Consider the following 17,011-nt stretch of genomic DNA (forward strand, 5'->3'; position numbering starts at 1 on the left):
AGCGCCAGGCTCCTTTTAGTGTTAACAGGTCCTAGGGCCGGTCGGGCCGTGGCGGCCCCTGGTTCTGCACCTGGTAGTTGATCTGCCATTGCAGCAGCGGGCCGTAGGCCTGCAATCGCGTTTGCTCGGCCTGCTGGCCGGGCGAGGCGGCCTGTTCCGGGGCCAGCGCCAGGCCCGTGCCGGCGGCCCACGGCAGGATGCGCCCCGGATGGTCCTTGCGGTAGGCGCCGTCGCGCGTAATCAGCAGGCGCGGGTTGTTATAGCCGAAGCACCATTGCGGATCGGGGTGCGCGGCCAGCAGGTCGCAGCCGCTGCGAAAGTAGGGCGTGTCGGACAGGCTCAGCTGGTACAGCGTCGGCAGGATGTCCTTATGGCTGCCGGGGCGCGACGGGTCATAGGTCGATTGCCCGCGATAGCCCTGCGGCACGTACAGGTAGAAGGGCACGGCGCGTGCCAGGACGGCGTCGGTGTCGGCCTGGTAGTCCACGCCCAGGATGTTGTGGTCGCCCGTCACCGCGACGATGGTGTTGGCGCCGTTGGGCGAGGCTTTCAGGCCGGTCAGGAAACGGCCCAGCTGGTCGTTGGCGTAGCGCAGCGTGTCGAAGGCGTCGTCCAGTCCGGTCCAGGAATCGTAGTACGGCAGCCGCATCACGTCGTCCAGATCGATGCCGCCGCGCTGGCCGCCCGCGGGCACCAGGAACGGCGGGTGATGGGTGGTGGACAGGGCGATGATGAACAGCGGCTGGCCATCGCGGTCGGCCTGAGTCAGCCGCTCGGCGATATAGCGGAACATGTATTCGTCGGGCACGCCCCAGGCGCCGGGCTGGGCTTCGGGATAGCGTGCTTTCAGCGCCAGCTGGTCAATGAATTCCCGCGCGCCCAGATGGGTGGCGAAGCTGCCCAGGTTGCGCCAGGTAGCCGCGCCCGAGGTCACGAACAGCACCTGGTAGCCGCGCGCCAGGAAGGGCGTGAAGGCGTTGCTGGCGTACGTGCCGCTGGCCGCCGACGACTGGCTGATGGCCGGTACCGGGCTGCGCACCAGCAGGCGGCTGAGCGAGTCGATGGTGCCGTTGCCTTCGGACAGGAAGCGGTCAAAGCGCCAGTCCTGTTCCCAGTGCGGCCGCAGCGCGCCCAGCAGGTCGCGTCCGGGGCCGTCGTACATGTTCATGTGGTGGCCCATGCTTTCCATGACCTGCAGCACCACGTGGGGCGGACGGGCTTTGGCTGCCGGGTTGGCGCCCGTGCTGGCCATGAAGGGCTCCAGCCCCTGGCCGGGCCGGCCCAGGAAGCGCTGGTAGAGCTGTTCGCCTTCCTGCGCCGAGACGGGCGTGAAGCGCTTGTCGTTGCCGCGCTCGTCCAGCGCCCAGAAGAACGCCGAGAGGCCGTTGGGCGCGATATCGTTCAACAGCCGCAGCGACGAGATGCTGGTGTCGTCCTTATTCAGCGGGAAGGTGCCGAGCGATCCGCGGCAGGCCAGCACGGTGACGCCGATGATCAGCAGCAGCCGCAGCGCACTGGGCGCCAGCGCGCGCCGGGCCAGGCGCGCGCGCACCACGCTGGCGCCCCAGCGGCGTCCGAGCCAGAACGTGACGCCCAGCACGGCCGCCAGCAGCGCCAGCGCCCGCAGCACCGGGTAGCCATGCCACAGCGTGACCAGGATGGCGTGGGTGTCGTCATCCATCAGGCCGAAGACGAAGATATCGATCGACCGCGAGAACGTGGCGTAGTAGCAGACGCTCACCACCGTGGTGGCGGCGAACAGGGTCGCCAGCGCGGCGCCCAGGTAGGGCAGGCTGCGCAGCCATCGCGCGTACAGCGCCTTGCGGGCGGGCAGCAGCAGAGCCGTCAGCAGCAGCGCCGAGAAGGCGATGGCGGACACCTTGATGTCGAACAGCAGGCCGATGCCCAGCGTGCGGCTGATGTCCTGCGGCAGCGTTGAATAGGCGGTGGGCGGCGCATAGGCGTACAGCAGGTAGCCGCGCCCGGCGCCTTGCGCCAGCACCGACACCAGCCACGGCGCCAGCAGGATCAGGAAGGAACGCTGGAAGTTCAAGAACCAGTCTTGCCACGCGTTGGCGGATCGGAAAAGCTTCATGGCGCCTTGTGGGTTGCGGGGTGGGCGCGCCGGATTCGGCGGCAATAGGCCTGCAGGCCTGCCGGGGGACGGCGGCGCAGGATTCCATCGCAAGAAGGCAGAGCTCGGACCCGTGCTTGCTACGCAGGCCGCAATCTACAGGAGGGGAGGCGGGAATGTATGAAAGTTTGTATAGATCTTGTACCGCGCTCGTCCGGCCCCATTATTGCGGCGTCAGGGCCTGGGCGGTGGCGGCGGCCTGTTGCACCAGCCAGCGGGTCACGATGTCGGCATCAGGGGTGCTGCGGCGGGCGTTGCGCACCAGCCAATAGGCGTGGTCGGTGGCGTCCGCCGGCTGTCCGCCCACGGTGGCCAGCCGCTGGTCAGCCAGCATCGGCGCGATCAGGGCCAGCCGCCCCAGGGCGATGCCATGGCCGGCCAGGGCGGCGTGCACGATCTGGTCGTATTGGTTGAACCGCAGCATGCCCTTGGGCCGCACGCGGCCCAGGCCGCGGGCATTGAGCCATTCGGACCATTGCAGCCACGGGCGGGTGGGGTCGTCGAATTCCAGCAGCACGTGGCGCTGCAGCTCGCGGGCGTCCAGGGCGCGCGCCTTGAGCGACGGGTGCGCCACCGGCACCACCGATTCGCCGAACAGCCAGACGGCGCCATCCGGCACGGTGTCGCGCAGGCTGTAGCGGATGGCGATGTCCACGCTTTCGCGGTCGATGTCGATGACCCGGTTGTCCGCCGCCACGCGCACGTCGATGGTCGGGTAGGCGGCCTGGAAATCGCCCAGCCGCGGCAGCAGCCACAGCGAAGCCACGCCGATGGTGGTGGTGACGGTGACCGGGGTGCGGCGTTCCGGCGCGCGCAACTGTTCGGTCAGGTCGCCCAGCTGGCTGAGCCAGATGTCGGCCATGCGGAACAGCTGCGCGCCTTCCGAGGTGAACGACACGCTGCGGAACCCGCGCAGCAGCAGCGGCACGCCCAGATGGGCTTCCAGCGCGCGGATCTGCCGGCTGACGGCAGATTGCGTCACGTGCAGGTCTTGCGCCGCCAGCGTGATGCTCATGCGGCGGCCGACGGCGACAAAGCCGCGGACCAGGTCAAGCGGGGGCAGTTTGGCCAGCGGATATGACATTCGTGAAACTCATGCGTAGGGGGCGGAAAAGTCGCTTGTGCAATATAACGCCTGCGGCGTCCAATCTATGCTGTTCCAACGTCACGCCGCCGGAGTCTTAGCGATGAATGCGCCTTTGTCCGCCACCCCCCGCATCGAGATGTGGTTCGATTTCGCCAGTCCCTACAGCTATCTGGCGATCGAGCGCATCGACGCCCTGGCGGCGCAGGCGGATGTGCGGGTGGACCTGCGGCCCTTCCTGCTGGGCCCGATCTTCCAGGCCCAGGGCTGGAACGACACGCCCTTCCGCCTGTTCCCGGGCAAGGGCGCCTACATGATGCGCGACATCGCCCGCCTGGCCGAAAAGTACGGCGTGCCCTACAACCGGCCGCGCTTGTTCCCGCGCATGAGCGTGCTGCCGGCGCGCATCGCGCTGCTGGGCCAGGACGAGCCCTGGGGCCGCGACTTCTGCGTGGCCGTGTTCCGCGCCAATTTCCAGCACGACCAGGACATCCAGGCCGAAGATGTGGTGCATGCGCTGCTGACGGGCCTGTCGCTGGACGCCGACGCCTTGATCGCGCGCGGCAAGTCGGAAGCCGCCAAGGAAGCCCTGCGCCGCCAGGTGGATCAGGCCCGTCATCTGGGCCTGTTCGGCGCGCCGACCTTCTTCGTGGACGGCGAAATGTTCTGGGGCAACGACCGCCTCGAAGATGCGCTGGAATGGACCCGCCGCGCGCCCGCCAACGCCAGCGCCGCTGCCGCCGGCTGAGTCCGGCCGCTGCACGCAAACCGCCCGCCAGTTTTTTCGTCAACGCAGTATCCGCAATGAAAAACGCCAGCAGTCCCCTACGCGGCGCCCCGATGCCCGGTGGCCGTTCGTTCACGCAATTTCGCGCCGCGCGCATCCGCCGCGTGTCGTTCCAATGGAAGCAGGTTGCCGCCGAGGCCGCCGCGGACAAGGGCGGAACACGGCAAGGGGCGTGATGCGGTGCGGGGCGTGGCCGCCGGCGTTTCGCCAGGATGCCTAGGGCCTGTTCACACTAGAAGGCGCCTCGCACAGGCCCTAGCCCCGCGTCACCGCCGCCACGTTGGCCCATTCCTCATCCGAGTACAGCCGCGAGCGCAGCAGGAAGCGCTTGCCTTCGGCGCTGTCCAATGAAAACGCGCCGCCGCGCCCCGGCACGGCGTCGATGATGAGCTGGGTGTGCTCCCAGTAGGCGAACTGGTCTTCGCCCATGTAGAACGGGCAGCCTTCCAGGTCGCCCAGCAGCACGTCCGAGTTGCCCACCATGAACTCGCCCAGCGCATAGCACATGGGCGAGCTGCCGTCGCAGCAACCGCCGGATTGGTGGAACATCAGCGGCCCGTGCTTGGCGCGCAAGGTGTCGATCAGGCGGCGCGCCTCGTCGGTGGCGACAACGCGTGGAGTGGGTTCTGCCATGATGCTGCTCCCGTGGGTCGCGCCGGGCCTGCCGGCCCGGCGCTGCCTGACGTTGCGGTCAGAAGAACCCCAGCTTCTTGGGCGAATAGCTCACCAGCAGGTTCTTGGTCTGCTGATAGTGGTTGAGCATCATCTTGTGGTTCTCGCGTCCGATGCCCGATTGCTTGTAGCCGCCGAACGCCGCGTGGGCGGGATAGGCGTGATAGCAATTGGTCCAGACCCGGCCGGCCTTGATGGCGCGGCCCATGCGATAGCACGTGTTCGCGTCGCGCGACCAGACGCCCGCGCCCAGGCCGTAGAGCGTGTCGTTGGCCAGGGCCAGCGCATCGTCGGCGTCCTTGAACGTGGTCACCGCCACGACCGGCCCGAAGATTTCTTCCTGGAACACGCGCATCTTGTTGTGGCCCTTGAAGACCGTGGGCTGCACGTAATAGCCCCCTTCCAGCGCGCCCTGCATCTGCGCGCGGCTGCCGCCGGCCAGTACCGCCGCCCCTTCCTGCTTGCCGATGTCCAGGTAGGACAGGATTTTTTCCAGTTGCTCGGTCGAGGCCTGTGCGCCCAGCATGGTGTCGGCATCCAGCGGATTGCCTTGCTTGATTTCAGCCACGCGCTTGAGCGCGCGCTCCATGAACCGGTCGTAGAGCGATTCCTGGATCAGGGCGCGGCTGGGGCAGGTGCAGACTTCGCCCTGGTTCAGCGCGAACATGACGAAGCCTTCGATGGCCTTGTCCAGGAAGTCATCGTCCTGCGCGGCCACGTCGGCAAAGAAGATATTGGGCGACTTGCCGCCCAGCTCCAGCGTCACCGGGATGATGTTCTGCGACGCGTACTGCATGATCAGGCGGCCGGTGGTGGTTTCGCCCGTGAAGGCGATCTTGGCGATGCGCTTGCTGGAGGCCAGCGGCTTGCCGGCTTCCAGGCCGAAGCCGGTGACCACGTTGACCACGCCCGGGGGCAGGATGTCGCCGATCAGTTCCATTAGCAGCAGGATGCCTAGCGGCGTCTGTTCGGCGGGCTTGAGCACCACGCAGTTGCCCGCGGCCAGCGCCGGCGCCAGCTTCCAGGCAGCCATCAGGATGGGGAAGTTCCAGGGGATGATCTGGCCGACCACGCCCAGCGGCTCGTTGAAGTGATAGGCCACGGTGTCGCTGTCGATTTCGGACAGGCCGCCTTCCTGGCTGCGGATGCACGAGGCGAAGTAGCGGAAGTGGTCGATCGCCAGCGGGATGTCGGCCGCGCGGGCTTCGCGGATGGGCTTGCCGTTGTCCCAGGTTTCGGCGGTGGCCAGCCGTTCCTGGTTGGCTTCCATCACGTCCGCGATCCGCATCAGCATCTGCGCGCGCTCGGCGGCAGGGGTCGCACCCCATTTCGGCGCGGCGCGATGCGCGGCATCCAGCGCCAGATCGATGTCGCGCTCCTTCGAGCGGGCGTTGCGGGTCAACACCTGGCCCGTCACCGGGGTGACGTTGTCGAAATATTCGCCATCGGCGGGCTTCTGCCATTTGCCGTCGATGAAGTTGTCGTACTGGGTCCGCAGGTCCAGGCGGGTGCCGTAGGATTCGGGGGTGACGCGGGTAGCGATGTCCATGCTTGTGTCTCCGATATTGTTGGGATAGCGGCAGTCGGGTGCCTATCCGGTATCAAGCAAACCGCGTGCCATCTCCGGGGTTCGCCGCTGGACAAGCGCGCGTGCCGCGTGCGAAAGTAGATTTCCACGCGCCGGCAAAGGGCGTGGGCGGCGATCGCCGCCTTTGGGTGTCGCGTTTCGCGACACTGTCGCGGAACAGGTGTCGCAGAACACCGTCCAAGGAGACATGCATGGCCACTCAATCTCGTCGGCAGTCGCTGACGCAAGCGCGCCAGCTGTTCAACCAGCAAGGCGCCGTCCCGGCCGGACTGGTGGCCGAACCCATCCTGCGGTCCTGGCGCCGTTGCGCCGACCTGGGCTTTGACATGCGCGGCGCGCGCCGCGGCGAACTCATGACGGCGGGTGAACTGCGCGAGGCGCGCCAGCGCAACGACGCGCTGCGCCGCCTGTCCGAACCCGCCATGTCCCTGCTGCGGCGCGAAGGCGGCAGCGCCGGCCTGGTGATCCTGTCCGACGCCCAGGGGCGGGTGCTGGACAGCGACGGCGACCTGGATTTCGCGCAGCGCGCCTCGCGCGTGGCGCTGATGCCCGGGGCGCCCTGGGACGAAGCGGCGGCGGGCACCAACGCCATCGGCACCGCGCTGGTCGAAGGCCGGCCCACCGTGGTCCATGGCGCCGAACATTATTTCGAGCCCAACCGTATCCTGACTTGCGCGGCGGTGCCCATCACCGACAGCGAAGGCCGCATGCTGGGCGTGCTGGACCTGTCCAGCCCGGCGCGCGAGGTCCGGCCCGACGTGCTGGCGCTGGTGCGCGCGGCGGTCGACCTGATCGAGCATCAGTTGTTCGAGGCGGCGCACGAATGCTGCGCCGTGCTGCGCTTGCACAGCGACCGTTCCGGCCTGGGCGCGCCGGGCGAAGCCCTGCTCGCCTTCCAGGGCGACCTGCTGGTGGGCGCCAACCGCCGCGCCATGCTGGCGTTGGGCCTGGCCGCCACTGCCCTGGGCGTCTATCGCTACGCCGACCTGTTCGACGGCGAGCTGGAACACAGCCCCGACGCCGCCGGCCGCGTCCATGCACGCTCCGGCGCCATCTATCACGCGCGCCTGCGCCTGCCGCGGACCCGGGCGCCGGTTGCGCCACAGCCGTCCTTGCGCCTGCCCGCGCTGCCCTTGACACCCGCGCCCGAGGCGCGCGCGGGCATTGCCAGTTTCGACGCGGCCACCCTGGGTGCGCTGGCACGGGCGGTGCATCTGTCGGACGCGGGCGTGTCGATCCTCCTGCAGGGCGAGACCGGCGTGGGCAAGGAAGTGTTCGCGCGTCAGCTGCACGCGCGCAGCCAGCGCGCGGCGGGGCCCTTCGTGGCGGTGAATTGCGCGGCCTTGCCCGAAAGCCTGATCGAATCCGAATTGTTCGGCTACGAAGATGGCGCCTTCACTGGCGCGCGGCGCCAGGGCAACAAGGGGCTGCTGCGGCAGGCACATGGCGGCGTGCTGTTCCTGGACGAGATCGGCGACATGCCGCTGGCGCTGCAATCGCGCCTGCTGCGCGTGCTGCAATCGCGCGAGGTCTCGCCGCTGGGCGCGGCGCGGCCGGTGGCGGTGGACTTCACGCTGGTCTGCGCCACGCATCGTCCCCTGGCGCATGACGGCCCGGATGCGCCGGTGCGCCCCGACCTGTATTTCCGTATCGCCGAATACACCGTGACACTGGAACCGCTGCGGGCGCGTGCCGATCTGCGTGAACTGCTGCGCGCGCTCTGGGCCGCGCAGGGGGCGGGGCCCGTGCTGCCGACCGAGATCGAAGACACGCTGGCGCAGTACGGGTGGCCCGGCAACTATCGCCAGCTGGCCGCGGTGCTACGCACCTTGCATGTGCTGGCGGGCGCCTCGGGCGTGGTCGATCGCGAGATGCTGCCGGCCGAGATCCGCGGCGCGGCAGCGGCGCCTGCGCCCATGGCCGCGAGCGCGGTCACGTTGCAGGCGATTGCCGATGACGCCATCCGCGACGCCCTGGCCGCTCACGCGGGCAACGTCAGCGCCGCGGCGCGCGCGCTGGGCGTGCACCGCAGCACGCTGTACCGGCGGGCGGCGGCCTTGGGGGGGCCGCAGGGACGGTCTTAACCGATCAGGCGGGCCAGTTCGGCCCCCGGGTCCTTGGCGCGCATGAAGGCCTCGCCCACCAGGAAGGCGTCGACCTTGTGCTGGCGCATGAGCTTGACGTCTTCGGGCTTGAGAATGCCGCTTTCCGTCACGACGCGCTTGCCCGCGGGGATGCTGGGCAGGAGATCCAGCGTGTTCTGCAGGCTGGTTTCGAACGTGCGCAGGTTGCGGTTGTTAATGCCGAGCAGCGGCGTCTTCAGCGTCAGCGCCACGTCCAGTTCCTGGGCGTCGTGCACTTCCACCAGCACGTCCATGCCCAGTTCCATCGCCAGCGTTTCGTAGTCGCGCAATTGCGACGGCGACAACGCCGCCACGATCAGCAGCACGCAGTCGGCGCCCATCGCGCGGGCGGCGATGATCTGGTAGGGATCGATCACGAAGTCCTTGCGCAGCACCGGCAGCGAGCACGCGGCGCGCGCCTGGCGCAGGTGGTCGTGCGAGCCCTGGAAGAACTGCACGTCGGTCAGCACCGACAGGCAGGCCGCGCCATGCACGGCATACGACGAGGCGATTTCAGCGGGCTGAAAGGTGTCGCGCAGCACGCCCTTGGACGGCGAGGCTTTCTTGATTTCGGCGATGACGCCGGCCTTGCCCTGCGAGATCTTGTCTTCGATGGCCTGGGCAAAGCCGCGCACGTCCTGGCGGGCCTGCGCTTCGCGCAGGACTTCGGCTTCGCTGCGCATCTGGCGAGCGGCGGCGACTTCCTCGGCCTTGACGGCGAGGATCTTCGCGAGAATATCGTTCATTTCTGGAATTTCCGGGTATATGCGCAGAAATCTTCCAGCTTGGCTCGTGCCGCGCCGGTGGAAATCAGTTCAAATGCTAGCGCTAAGGCTGCGGGAATGGAATCGGCTTTATTGCCTGCGTAGATGGCGAGACCCGCATTCAGCGCGACGATGTCGCGGGCGGTGCCCTCGACATTGTCCAGCGCCTCTATGACAAGTTCGCGCGACTGTTCGCGATTGGACACCTTGATGCTGCGATTGGACATCATGGATAGCCCGTAGTCTTCGGGGTGGATTTCGTACTCGCTGACCTTGCCGTCCTTGAGCTCGCCCACCATCGTGGCGCCGCCCAGCGAGGCTTCGTCCATGCCGTCCTTGCCGTGCACCACCAGCACGTGGCGCGACCCCAGGCGTTCCAGCACGCGCACCTGGATGCCCACCAGATCGGGATGGAACACGCCCATCAGCTGGTTGGCGGCGCCGGCCGGGTTGGTCAGCGGTCCCAGGATGTTGAAAATCGTGCGCACGGCCAGTTCCTTGCGGACCGCGGCCACGTTCTTCATGGCGCCGTGATGCGCGGGGGCGAACATGAAACCGATGCCGGTGGCCTGGATGCATTCGGCCACTTCTTCGGGCGTCAGCACCAAGTTGGCGCCCAGCGCTTCCAGCACGTCCGCGCTGCCGCTGGAGGACGAGGCGCTGCGGTTGCCGTGCTTGGCGATGGGCACGCCGGCCGCCGCCGCCACGAACATGGCGGTGGTGGAGATATTGAAGGTATGGCTGCCGTCGCCGCCGGTGCCGCACATGTCCAGCAGGTCTTCGGGGTTGGGCGTGACCACGGGCGTGGCGAATTCGCGCATCACCTGCGCGGCCGCCGTGATTTCGCCCACGGTTTCCTTTTTCACGCGCAGGCCCATCAGCAGCGCGCTGGCAATCTGCGGCGACATTTCGCCGCGCATCAGCAGCCGCATCAGGTGCAGCATTTCGTCGTGGAAAATTTCGCGGTGTTCGATGCAGCGCGTCAGCGCTTCTGCGGGGGAGATCGTCACGGTGCGTCCTTCTTAGGCGAGGTTCAGGAAATTGCGCAGCAGGGCGTGGCCGTGTTCGCTGAGCACGGATTCGGGGTGGAACTGTACTCCGTACAGGGGCAGCGTCTTGTGACGCACGCCCATGATGTCGCCGTCCGGCGCCGTGGCGGTCACGGCCAGGCAGTCGGGCAGGGTGGCCGGGTCGATAGTCAGCGAGTTGTATCGGATGACAGTGTACGGCGTCGGCAGGCCGGTGAAGAGGTCGGTGCCGGTGTGCGAGATCTGCACCGTCTTGCCGTGCATGATTCTCTGCGCGCGAACGATGTCGCCGCCATAGGCCGCGCCAATGGCCTGGTGCCCCAGGCACACGCCCAGGATCGGCTTCTTGCCGGCGAAGGCCTGGATCGCCGGCACGGAAATGCCCGCTTCGGCCGGCGAGCACGGGCCGGGCGACACGCAGATGCGGTCCGGGTTCAGCGCGGCGATCTCTTCCAGCGTGATCTGGTCGTTGCGCGCCACGCGCACGTCTTCGCCGAGTTCGCCGAAGTACTGAACCAGGTTGTAGGTAAACGAATCGTAGTTATCAATCATCAACAGCATTTTTTTCTCCAGGCGGGCCGTCGCGCGGTCCGGGGCGGTGTGGGGGCGGGCGCGGGGGGCCTCAGATGGGTTCGTCCAGGCCGTGCTGCACCTGCTCGGCGGCGCGCAGCACCGCACGGGCTTTGGCTTCGGTCTCGGCCCATTCGGCTTCGGGGTTGGAGTCGGCGACGATGCCCGCGGCCGCCTGCACATACAGCGTGCCGTCCTTGATGACACCGGTGCGGATGGCGATGGCCACGTCCATTTCGCCGCCATAGCTGAGGTAGCCGGCCGCGCCGCCGTAGATGCCGCGGCGCACGGGTTCCAGTTCGTCGATGATCTTCATGGCCTCGACCTTGGGCGCGCCGGTCAGCGTGCCGGCCGGGAACGAGGCGCGCAGCACGTCCATGCTGCTCATGCCGGGGTTCAGGTTGCCGGTGACGTTGGACACCAGGTGCATCACATGCGAATAGCGTTCGATGACCATGGTGTCGCTGACCTTCACCGAGCCCACTTCGGCTACGCGGCCCACGTCGTTGCGGGCCAGGTCGATCAGCATCACGTGTTCGGCCACTTCCTTGGGGTCGGCGCGCAGCTCGGCGGCCAACGCGGCGTCCTGCTCGGGCGTGGCGCCGCGCTTGCGGGTGCCGGCCAGCGGGCGGATGGTGATCTGCGACTTCGGCGCGCCGTCGACCACCACGCGTTCCTGGCGCACCAAAATCTCGGGCGATGCGCCTACCACCTGGAAATCACCGAAGTTCCAGAAGTACATGTAGGGGGAGGGGTTGAGCGACCGCAGAGCGCGGTAGAGGGACAGCGGGGAATCGCGGAAGGGCTTGGCGATGACCTGGCCGATCTGCACCTGCATCAGGTCGCCGGCGGCGATGTGTTCCTTGGCGCGGTGCACGGCCGCCAGATAGTCTTCCTTCTTGAAGTCGCGCCGCTCGTCGGTCTGCATGCTGGCGTGGCTGTACGGAATTTCCACGGGGCGTCGCAGGCGCGCGCGCAGGTCGTGCAGGCGCTGTTGCGCGCGGCTGTAGCTTTCGGGCTGGGCGGGGTCGGCGTACACCATCAGGTAGATGCGGCCGGCCAGATTGTCGACGATGACCAGTTCGTCCACGTGCATCAGCATCAGGTCGGGCGTGCCGCCTTCCATGCCGGCCGGGAAGGGCTTGACGGCCGGGCCCAGGCACGGCTCGATGTGGCGCACGGTGTCGTAGCCGAAATAGCCGGCCAGGCCGCCGCAGAAGCGCGGCATGCCGGGGCGCAGGGCGACCTTGAAGCGGCTTTGGTATTGCTCGATGAAGGCCAGCGGATCGCCGTCGTGGGTTTCGGTGACCAGGCCGTCCTGCAGCACCTCGGTGCGGGTGCCGCTGGCGCGGATCACGGTGCGGGCCGGCAGGCCGATGAACGAATAACGGCCAAAGCGCTCGCCGCCCACCACCGATTCCATCAGGCAGGTCATGCGGCCGGCCAGGGGGCCGGCGTGAGCCAGCTTCAGGTAGATGCCCAGCGGGGTGTCCAGGTCGGCGTAGGTCTCGGCCACCAGGGGGATGCGGTTGTAGCCTTGCGCGGCGAGGGCTTTGAATTCGATTTCGGTCATGTCGGGTCTCGTGGGCAATGGTGTCTGCTTGGGGACCGGGCACACAACAAAAAGCCCGGTCCAGGTTACTGGTTCCGGGCTTGGCTCTGTGTTTTGCACAGTATCGGCGCTAGGCGGTGGTGTACGCGTCTAGGGCCGGGAAGGGAATCATCGCCACCCGGAAGACAAACGCCACCAGCGCCACGAGGCGCCGAGCATTTGGTTCTGGATGGAAACGTTCATTGGGTCAGGATTCGGTGTTGCAGGTTTGGCTGTCAGGCCGGGGTTTTCGCGGCGTTCTGGTTCTGATTCCAGAGCGCCACCCACTGGGCGGCGTTGACAAGCGTGTCCACTATACCATCGACATCCAGCTCGCGCACGTCACGGCCTTCGTTGTAACCATAAGGCACCACCAGCACCTGGGTGCCGGCGCTGCGGCCCGCCTGGGCGTCGTTGATGGAATCGCCGATGGTGACGGCTTCGTCCACCGTCACGCCCAGCAGTTCGCAGGCGTGCAGCACCTGGTCCGGATCCGGCTTGCGGCGCGGGCAGGTGTCGCCGCACACCACGGCGTCGAAAAAGCCCGCCAGGCCCGTGCGCTGTAGCAGCGGCAGGGTGAATTCGGTGGGCTTGTTGGTGACGACCGCCAGCTTCAGGCCCTGGTCGCGCATGTGCTTGAGGCCCTCGATGACGCCCGGGTAGACCCGGGCGCGTTCGCCGTTGACCAGGTGGTAATGGCGGTAGAAGGCCTCGCGCGCGCGCTCGAATTCGGCGGGCGTGGGGTCGGCGGCGTCCAGGCTGCCCGCCAGGCTGCGGCGCACCAGGTTGTCCACACCCTTGCCCACGAAGGTGGCCACCACGTCCTCGCGCAGCGAGATCATGCCCAGTTCCACCCGCATGGCGTTGGCCGCGAAGGCCAGGTCGGGGATGGAGTCGAGCAGGGTGCCGTCCAGGTCCAGCAGCGCGGCGCGAAAGGCGGTCATGGCGTTCCTTAGATGGCGGTGGTTTCGCCGATGGCGATCTGCTCGCGCATGGACGTGATGATGCCGGCGTAGTCGGGCTTGCCGAAGATGGCCGAGCCGGCCACGAAGGTGTCGGCGCCGGCGCGGCGGATTTCAGCGATGTTGTCGATCTTCACGCCGCCGTCCACCTGCAGCACGATTTCCTGGCCGCCGGCTTGCATCCAGGCGTCGATCCTGGCGCGGGCCTCGCGCAGCTTGGTCAGGGCGCCGGGAATGAAGCCCTGGCCGCCGAAACCGGGGTTCACCGACATGATGAGCACCAGGTCGATCTTGTCCATCACGTAGTCCATGTAGGACAGCGGCGTGGCGGGGTTGAACACCAGGCCGGCCTTGCAGCCGTTTTCGCGGATCAGGGACAGTGTGCGGTCGACGTGGCGGCTGGCGTCCGGATGGAAGCTGATGTAGTTGGCGCCGGCGCTGGCGAACATCGGCACCAGGGCGTCCACCGGCTCGACCATCAGGTGCACGTCGATCGGCACGGAAACATGGGGACGGATCGCCGCACAGACCATCGGGCCGATGGTCAGGTTGGGCACATAGTGGTTGTCCATCACGTCGACGTGGATCCAGTCGGCGCCGGCGGCCACGACGTTACGGACTTCCTCGCCCAGGCGGGCAAAGTCGGCTGACAGGATGCTGGGGGTAATGCGGGTAGAGGACGTAGACATGATGTTCGGGGTTGGGGAAGGCATAATGTGCCATTATTGCAGTTTGAGCGTGTCACACAGGGAAGGGCTGTGAAACCTTACGACCTTAGCGTCTCCGTCTCTCCGCGCTTCGTGCCAGAACAGTCCGATCCTGGCGAGCAGCAGTTCGTGTTCGCCTATACCGTCCGCATCACCAATACCGGTGAGCATCCGGCCCAGGTGATCAGCCGCCACTGGATTATCACCGATGGCAACCAGCGTGTGCAGGAAGTGCGCGGGCTGGGGGTCGTGGGGCAGCAACCGCTGCTGGCGCCGGGCGAGACCTTCGAATACACCAGCGGCTGTCCCCTGCCCACGCCGGTGGGCACGATGCGCGGCACCTACCATTGCGTCGGCGAGAACGGCATTCCGTTCGAAGTGCCGATCTCCGAATTCGTCCTGGCCATGCCGCGCACCCTGCATTGACCGGGGCGCGGCCACACGTTGTACGGTTTTCCATCTGCTCATGAAGCGCATTCTCAGTCTGTCCGTGCTGTCCGTTCTGTTGGCGGCCTGCAGCACGACCTCCGAAGTTCCTCCCGAATCCGGCCAGCCGGCCACGTCCGGCCCGCGGTCCGCCTCCGTTGACGGCCCCCTGGTGGTGCCGGCGCTGTCGGCCCTGCCCGATACCCCGCCGCGCGCCCTGGCAGGCAAGTTCAAGGCGGCCACATGGGCCGAGATGCCGGGCTGGACCAGCGACGATCTGGCCCAGTTCTGGCCCCTGTTCCTGCGCAACTGCAAGGGGCTGATGCGTCCGACCAGCGGCAACCTGGCCGCGCCGGCCCGCGCCACGCCGCGCGCCTGGCAGCCGGTCTGCGCCGCGGCGGCCGACCCGGCCCGCGCGCCTGCCGCCACCGACATCGAGGGCGTGCGCCGCTTCTTGCAGACCTATCTGCAGCCCTGGCGCCTGAACGCCGCCGACGGCAAGCCGGCGGCCAACACCGTCACCGGCTACTACGAACCCCTGGTGCGCGGCTCGCGCCGCCAGGGCGGTAACTACCAGTGGCCGCTGTACGCGGTGCCGGCCGACCTGCTGACGATCGACCTGGGCTCGGTATACCCCGACCTGGCCGGCAAGCGCGTGCGCGGCAAACTGGAAGGCAAGCGGGTCGTGCCGTACGACACCCGCGCCGCGATCGAGGCCTCGGGCCGCCGCCCGCCGGTGGTGGTCTGGGTGGATGATCCCGTCGACAACTTCTTCCTGCAGGTGCAGGGCTCGGGCCGCGTGCAGCTGACCGACGGCCCCGATACCGGCAAGACCATCCGTGTGGCCTATGCCGACCACAACGGCCAGCCTTATGTGTCCATCGGCCGCTGGCTGGCCGACCGTGGCGAGCTGGCGGCCGACCAGGCCTCCATGCAGAACATCCGCGCCTGGGCGCAGCGCAACCCCAAGCGCGTGCCCGAGATGCTCAACGCCAACCCGGCGGTGGTGTTCTTCCGCGAAGAACCCGTGATCGACCCCGAGCTGGGCCCCAAGGGCGCCTACGGCGTCAATCTGGCGCCTAAGCGCGCCATCGCCGTGGACGCCGGTTTCGTGCCGCTGGGCACGCCAGTGTTCCTGGCCACCACCTTCCCCGCGTCCGACCGGCCGCTACAGCGGCTGGTGTTCGCCCAGGACACGGGCACGGCCATCCGCGGCGCGGCGCGCGCCGACTTCTATTGGGGCTACGGCGAAGAAGCCGGCCAGCAGGCCGGCCGCATGAAGCAACGCGGCCAGATGTGGCTGCTGTGGCCCAAGCAAGCCGGGGAGCCCAGCGCAAGATGAGCCACCAGATCGTCGTATGCGGGGCCGGCATCGTCGGCCTGTCCACCGCCCTGGCGCTGGCCCGCCGCGGCCAGCGCGTGGCCTTGTTGGCGCCGCGCACGGCCGTGCCCCCTGCCGACCCCAACCATTACCATGCGCGCGTCTATGCCATCTCGCCCGCCAGCCAGCGATTCCTGGCCGAGCTGGGCGTCTGGGACGCGATGCCGTCCGCCCGCCTGACTCCCGTCCAGGCCATGGAGATCCATGGCGATGCCGACGGGCTGGTGCACTTGAACGCCTGGCAGGCGGCCTTGCCGCAACTGGCCTGGATCGTCGAATCCGGCGAAATCGAGCGCGTGCTGATCCAGGCCGTGCGGATGTTCGGCATTCCCTGGCTTGAAGACCGCTGCACCGGTTACCAGGCCGGCACCGTGGAAACCGAGAGCGGCACCCGCATCCAGGCTGAGCTGTTCGTCGGCGCCGACGGCGCCGCGTCCCCGCTGCGCGCCGCCGCCGGCCTCAAGCACGACGCCATGTCCTACAACGACACCGGCCTGGTTGTGAACCTGGACGCCGAACTGGCCCACCAGGGCACCGCCTTCCAGTGGTTCCGCGACGACGGCGTGCTGGCGCTCTTGCCGCTGCCCGACACGGCCGATGGCCCGCAGGTGTCCATGGTCTGGTCCATGCGCAGCGAGCTGGCCGCCGAATTGCTGGCGCTGCCCGCCGACGAGCAGGCCGCCCGCCTGGAATCCCTGCTGGCGCACGCCGCCCAAGGCCGCCTGGGCCGCCTGAAGGTCCGCAGCAAGCTGCACGGTTTTCCGCTGACGCTGGAGCGCGCCCAAATGGTTGCGCCCGGCATCGCGCTGGCCGGCGACGCCGCGCACCGCCTGCATCCGCTGGCCGGCCAGGGCCTGAACCTGGGCCTGGGCGATGTCGAAACGCTGGCCCGCATCGTGGCCGCCCGCGAGCCCTACCGCCAGGCGGGCGACCTGCGGGTGCTGCACCGCTACCAGCGGGCGCGCGCCGAGCCGGTGCTGGCCCTGCGGCTGGCCACCGACGGTCTGCACAAGCTGTTCGGTTCGCACGCCACGCCGCTGGTCTGGCTGCGCAACGCCGGCATGCACTGGGTCGAGCGGGCGCCGCTGATCAAACGGCGCCTGATCGCCGGCGCGTCGACGAACTGAAGGGGTGGGGCCGCCAGGCCCCGCCTTTTGTCCCGCATGCCAGGAAAGCGCCCGGAATCAGCCCGCC

16 protein-coding genes are annotated in these 17,011 nt (G+C 68.1%); 6 read left to right on the forward strand and 10 right to left on the reverse strand.

All coding sequences use genetic code 11. The features are described 5' to 3' along the window. Positions 1–31: 31 nt before the first annotated feature. A complete protein-coding gene (locus A9974_RS28925) occupies positions 32–2,095 on the reverse strand; it encodes an LTA synthase family protein (RefSeq protein ID WP_183007605.1) in 2,064 nt (687 codons plus the stop codon). Between the two features lie 202 nt (positions 2,096–2,297). Next, entirely contained in the window at positions 2,298–3,218 is a 921-nt protein-coding gene (locus tag A9974_RS28930; protein ID WP_183007606.1) for a LysR substrate-binding domain-containing protein, read from the reverse strand. A gap of 103 nt (positions 3,219–3,321) precedes the next feature. Here A9974_RS28930 and A9974_RS28935 point away from each other — a divergent pair, with 103 nt between their 5' ends. Next, a complete protein-coding gene (locus tag A9974_RS28935; protein ID WP_183007607.1) occupies positions 3,322–3,966 on the forward strand; it encodes a 2-hydroxychromene-2-carboxylate isomerase in 645 nt (214 codons plus the stop codon). A 56-nt stretch (positions 3,967–4,022) separates the two neighbouring features. After that, complete coding sequence (locus tag A9974_RS28940) at positions 4,023–4,181, forward strand: hypothetical protein (RefSeq protein WP_183007608.1); 159 nt, start codon at positions 4,023–4,025, stop codon at positions 4,179–4,181. 79 nt (positions 4,182–4,260) lie between these two features. On the opposite strand, the gene A9974_RS28945 is transcribed toward A9974_RS28940, so the two are convergent. Next, a complete protein-coding gene (locus A9974_RS28945) occupies positions 4,261–4,638 on the reverse strand; it encodes a DUF779 domain-containing protein (RefSeq protein WP_183007609.1) in 378 nt (125 codons plus the stop codon). 58 nt (positions 4,639–4,696) lie between these two features. Continuing rightward, on the reverse strand, positions 4,697–6,226 hold the full coding sequence (gene adh, locus A9974_RS28950) for an aldehyde dehydrogenase (protein ID WP_183007610.1): 1,530 nt from the start codon (positions 6,224–6,226) through the stop codon (positions 4,697–4,699). 230 nt (positions 6,227–6,456) lie between these two features. On the opposite strand from adh, the gene A9974_RS28955 reads away from it, so the two are divergent. Then, a complete protein-coding gene (locus A9974_RS28955) occupies positions 6,457–8,349 on the forward strand; it encodes a sigma-54-dependent Fis family transcriptional regulator (RefSeq protein WP_183007611.1) in 1,893 nt (630 codons plus the stop codon). Here the strand turns inward: A9974_RS28955 and trpC are convergent. The 6 genes from trpC to rpe all read right to left on the reverse strand — a co-directional run bounded on the left by trpC (position 8,346) and on the right by rpe (position 14,016). Continuing rightward, entirely contained in the window at positions 8,346–9,134 is a 789-nt protein-coding gene (gene trpC, locus A9974_RS28960) for an indole-3-glycerol phosphate synthase TrpC (protein WP_183007612.1), read from the reverse strand. The genes A9974_RS28955 and trpC overlap by 4 nt on opposite strands. Then, positions 9,131–10,162, reverse strand: a complete 1,032-nt coding sequence (gene trpD / locus A9974_RS28965; protein ID WP_183007613.1) for an anthranilate phosphoribosyltransferase — start codon at positions 10,160–10,162, stop codon at positions 9,131–9,133. The genes trpC and trpD overlap by 4 nt, the downstream gene beginning before the upstream one ends. A 12-nt stretch (positions 10,163–10,174) precedes the next feature. Then, positions 10,175–10,741 (reverse strand): aminodeoxychorismate/anthranilate synthase component II, encoded by a 567-nt coding sequence (locus A9974_RS28970; protein ID WP_183007614.1) that lies wholly within the window; start codon positions 10,739–10,741, stop codon positions 10,175–10,177. A gap of 61 nt (positions 10,742–10,802) precedes the next feature. Beyond that, the gene (gene trpE / locus A9974_RS28975; RefSeq protein ID WP_183007615.1) at positions 10,803–12,323 is read right to left on the reverse strand and encodes an anthranilate synthase component I; all 1,521 of its coding nucleotides are present in this window, start codon (positions 12,321–12,323) and stop codon (positions 10,803–10,805) included. Positions 12,324–12,577: 254 nt separating this feature from the next. After that, entirely contained in the window at positions 12,578–13,285 is a 708-nt protein-coding gene (locus tag A9974_RS28980) for a phosphoglycolate phosphatase (protein ID WP_183007616.1), read from the reverse strand. Positions 13,286–13,293: 8 nt separating this feature from the next. Beyond that, on the reverse strand, positions 13,294–14,016 hold the full coding sequence (rpe, locus tag A9974_RS28985) for a ribulose-phosphate 3-epimerase (RefSeq protein ID WP_183007617.1): 723 nt from the start codon (positions 14,014–14,016) through the stop codon (positions 13,294–13,296). 45 nt (positions 14,017–14,061) lie between these two features. Here rpe and apaG point away from each other — a divergent pair, with 45 nt between their 5' ends. From apaG to A9974_RS29000, 3 genes are read left to right on the forward strand one after another with little or no spacing between them, the layout of a single operon-like run. Then, on the forward strand, positions 14,062–14,436 hold the full coding sequence (gene apaG, locus A9974_RS28990) for a Co2+/Mg2+ efflux protein ApaG (protein WP_006392509.1): 375 nt from the start codon (positions 14,062–14,064) through the stop codon (positions 14,434–14,436). A gap of 40 nt (positions 14,437–14,476) precedes the next feature. Beyond that, a complete protein-coding gene (locus A9974_RS28995) occupies positions 14,477–15,778 on the forward strand; it encodes a murein transglycosylase A (RefSeq protein WP_183007618.1) in 1,302 nt (433 codons plus the stop codon). Continuing rightward, the gene (locus tag A9974_RS29000) at positions 15,775–16,944 is read left to right on the forward strand and encodes a UbiH/UbiF family hydroxylase (RefSeq protein ID WP_183007619.1); all 1,170 of its coding nucleotides are present in this window, start codon (positions 15,775–15,777) and stop codon (positions 16,942–16,944) included. The genes A9974_RS28995 and A9974_RS29000 overlap by 4 nt, the downstream gene beginning before the upstream one ends. Positions 16,945–17,011: the final 67 nt, after the last annotated feature.

Source organism: Achromobacter sp. UMC71, from assembly GCF_014170305.1.
In the GTDB taxonomy this organism is placed as follows: domain Bacteria; phylum Pseudomonadota; class Gammaproteobacteria; order Burkholderiales; family Burkholderiaceae_B; genus Achromobacter.

Coding starts and splice junctions, on each gene's coding strand:
- A9974_RS28925 (WP_183007605.1), bottom strand. CDS start 2,095: ATGAAGCTTTTCCGATCCGCCAACGCGTGGCAAGACTGGTTCTTGAAC.
- A9974_RS28930 (WP_183007606.1), bottom strand. CDS start 3,218: ATGTCATATCCGCTGGCCAAACTGCCCCCGCTTGACCTGGTCCGCGGC.
- A9974_RS28935 (WP_183007607.1), top strand. CDS start 3,322: ATGAATGCGCCTTTGTCCGCCACCCCCCGCATCGAGATGTGGTTCGAT.
- A9974_RS28940 (WP_183007608.1), top strand. CDS start 4,023: ATGAAAAACGCCAGCAGTCCCCTACGCGGCGCCCCGATGCCCGGTGGC.
- A9974_RS28945 (WP_183007609.1), bottom strand. CDS start 4,638: ATGGCAGAACCCACTCCACGCGTTGTCGCCACCGACGAGGCGCGCCGC.
- adh (WP_183007610.1), bottom strand. CDS start 6,226: ATGGACATCGCTACCCGCGTCACCCCCGAATCCTACGGCACCCGCCTG.
- A9974_RS28955 (WP_183007611.1), top strand. CDS start 6,457: ATGGCCACTCAATCTCGTCGGCAGTCGCTGACGCAAGCGCGCCAGCTG.
- trpC (WP_183007612.1), bottom strand. CDS start 9,134: ATGAACGATATTCTCGCGAAGATCCTCGCCGTCAAGGCCGAGGAAGTC.
- A9974_RS28970 (WP_183007614.1), bottom strand. CDS start 10,741: ATGCTGTTGATGATTGATAACTACGATTCGTTTACCTACAACCTGGTT.
- trpE (WP_183007615.1), bottom strand. CDS start 12,323: ATGACCGAAATCGAATTCAAAGCCCTCGCCGCGCAAGGCTACAACCGC.
- A9974_RS28980 (WP_183007616.1), bottom strand. CDS start 13,285: ATGACCGCCTTTCGCGCCGCGCTGCTGGACCTGGACGGCACCCTGCTC.
- rpe (WP_183007617.1), bottom strand. CDS start 14,016: ATGCCTTCCCCAACCCCGAACATCATGTCTACGTCCTCTACCCGCATT.
- A9974_RS28995 (WP_183007618.1), top strand. CDS start 14,477: ATGAAGCGCATTCTCAGTCTGTCCGTGCTGTCCGTTCTGTTGGCGGCC.
- A9974_RS29000 (WP_183007619.1), top strand. CDS start 15,775: ATGAGCCACCAGATCGTCGTATGCGGGGCCGGCATCGTCGGCCTGTCC.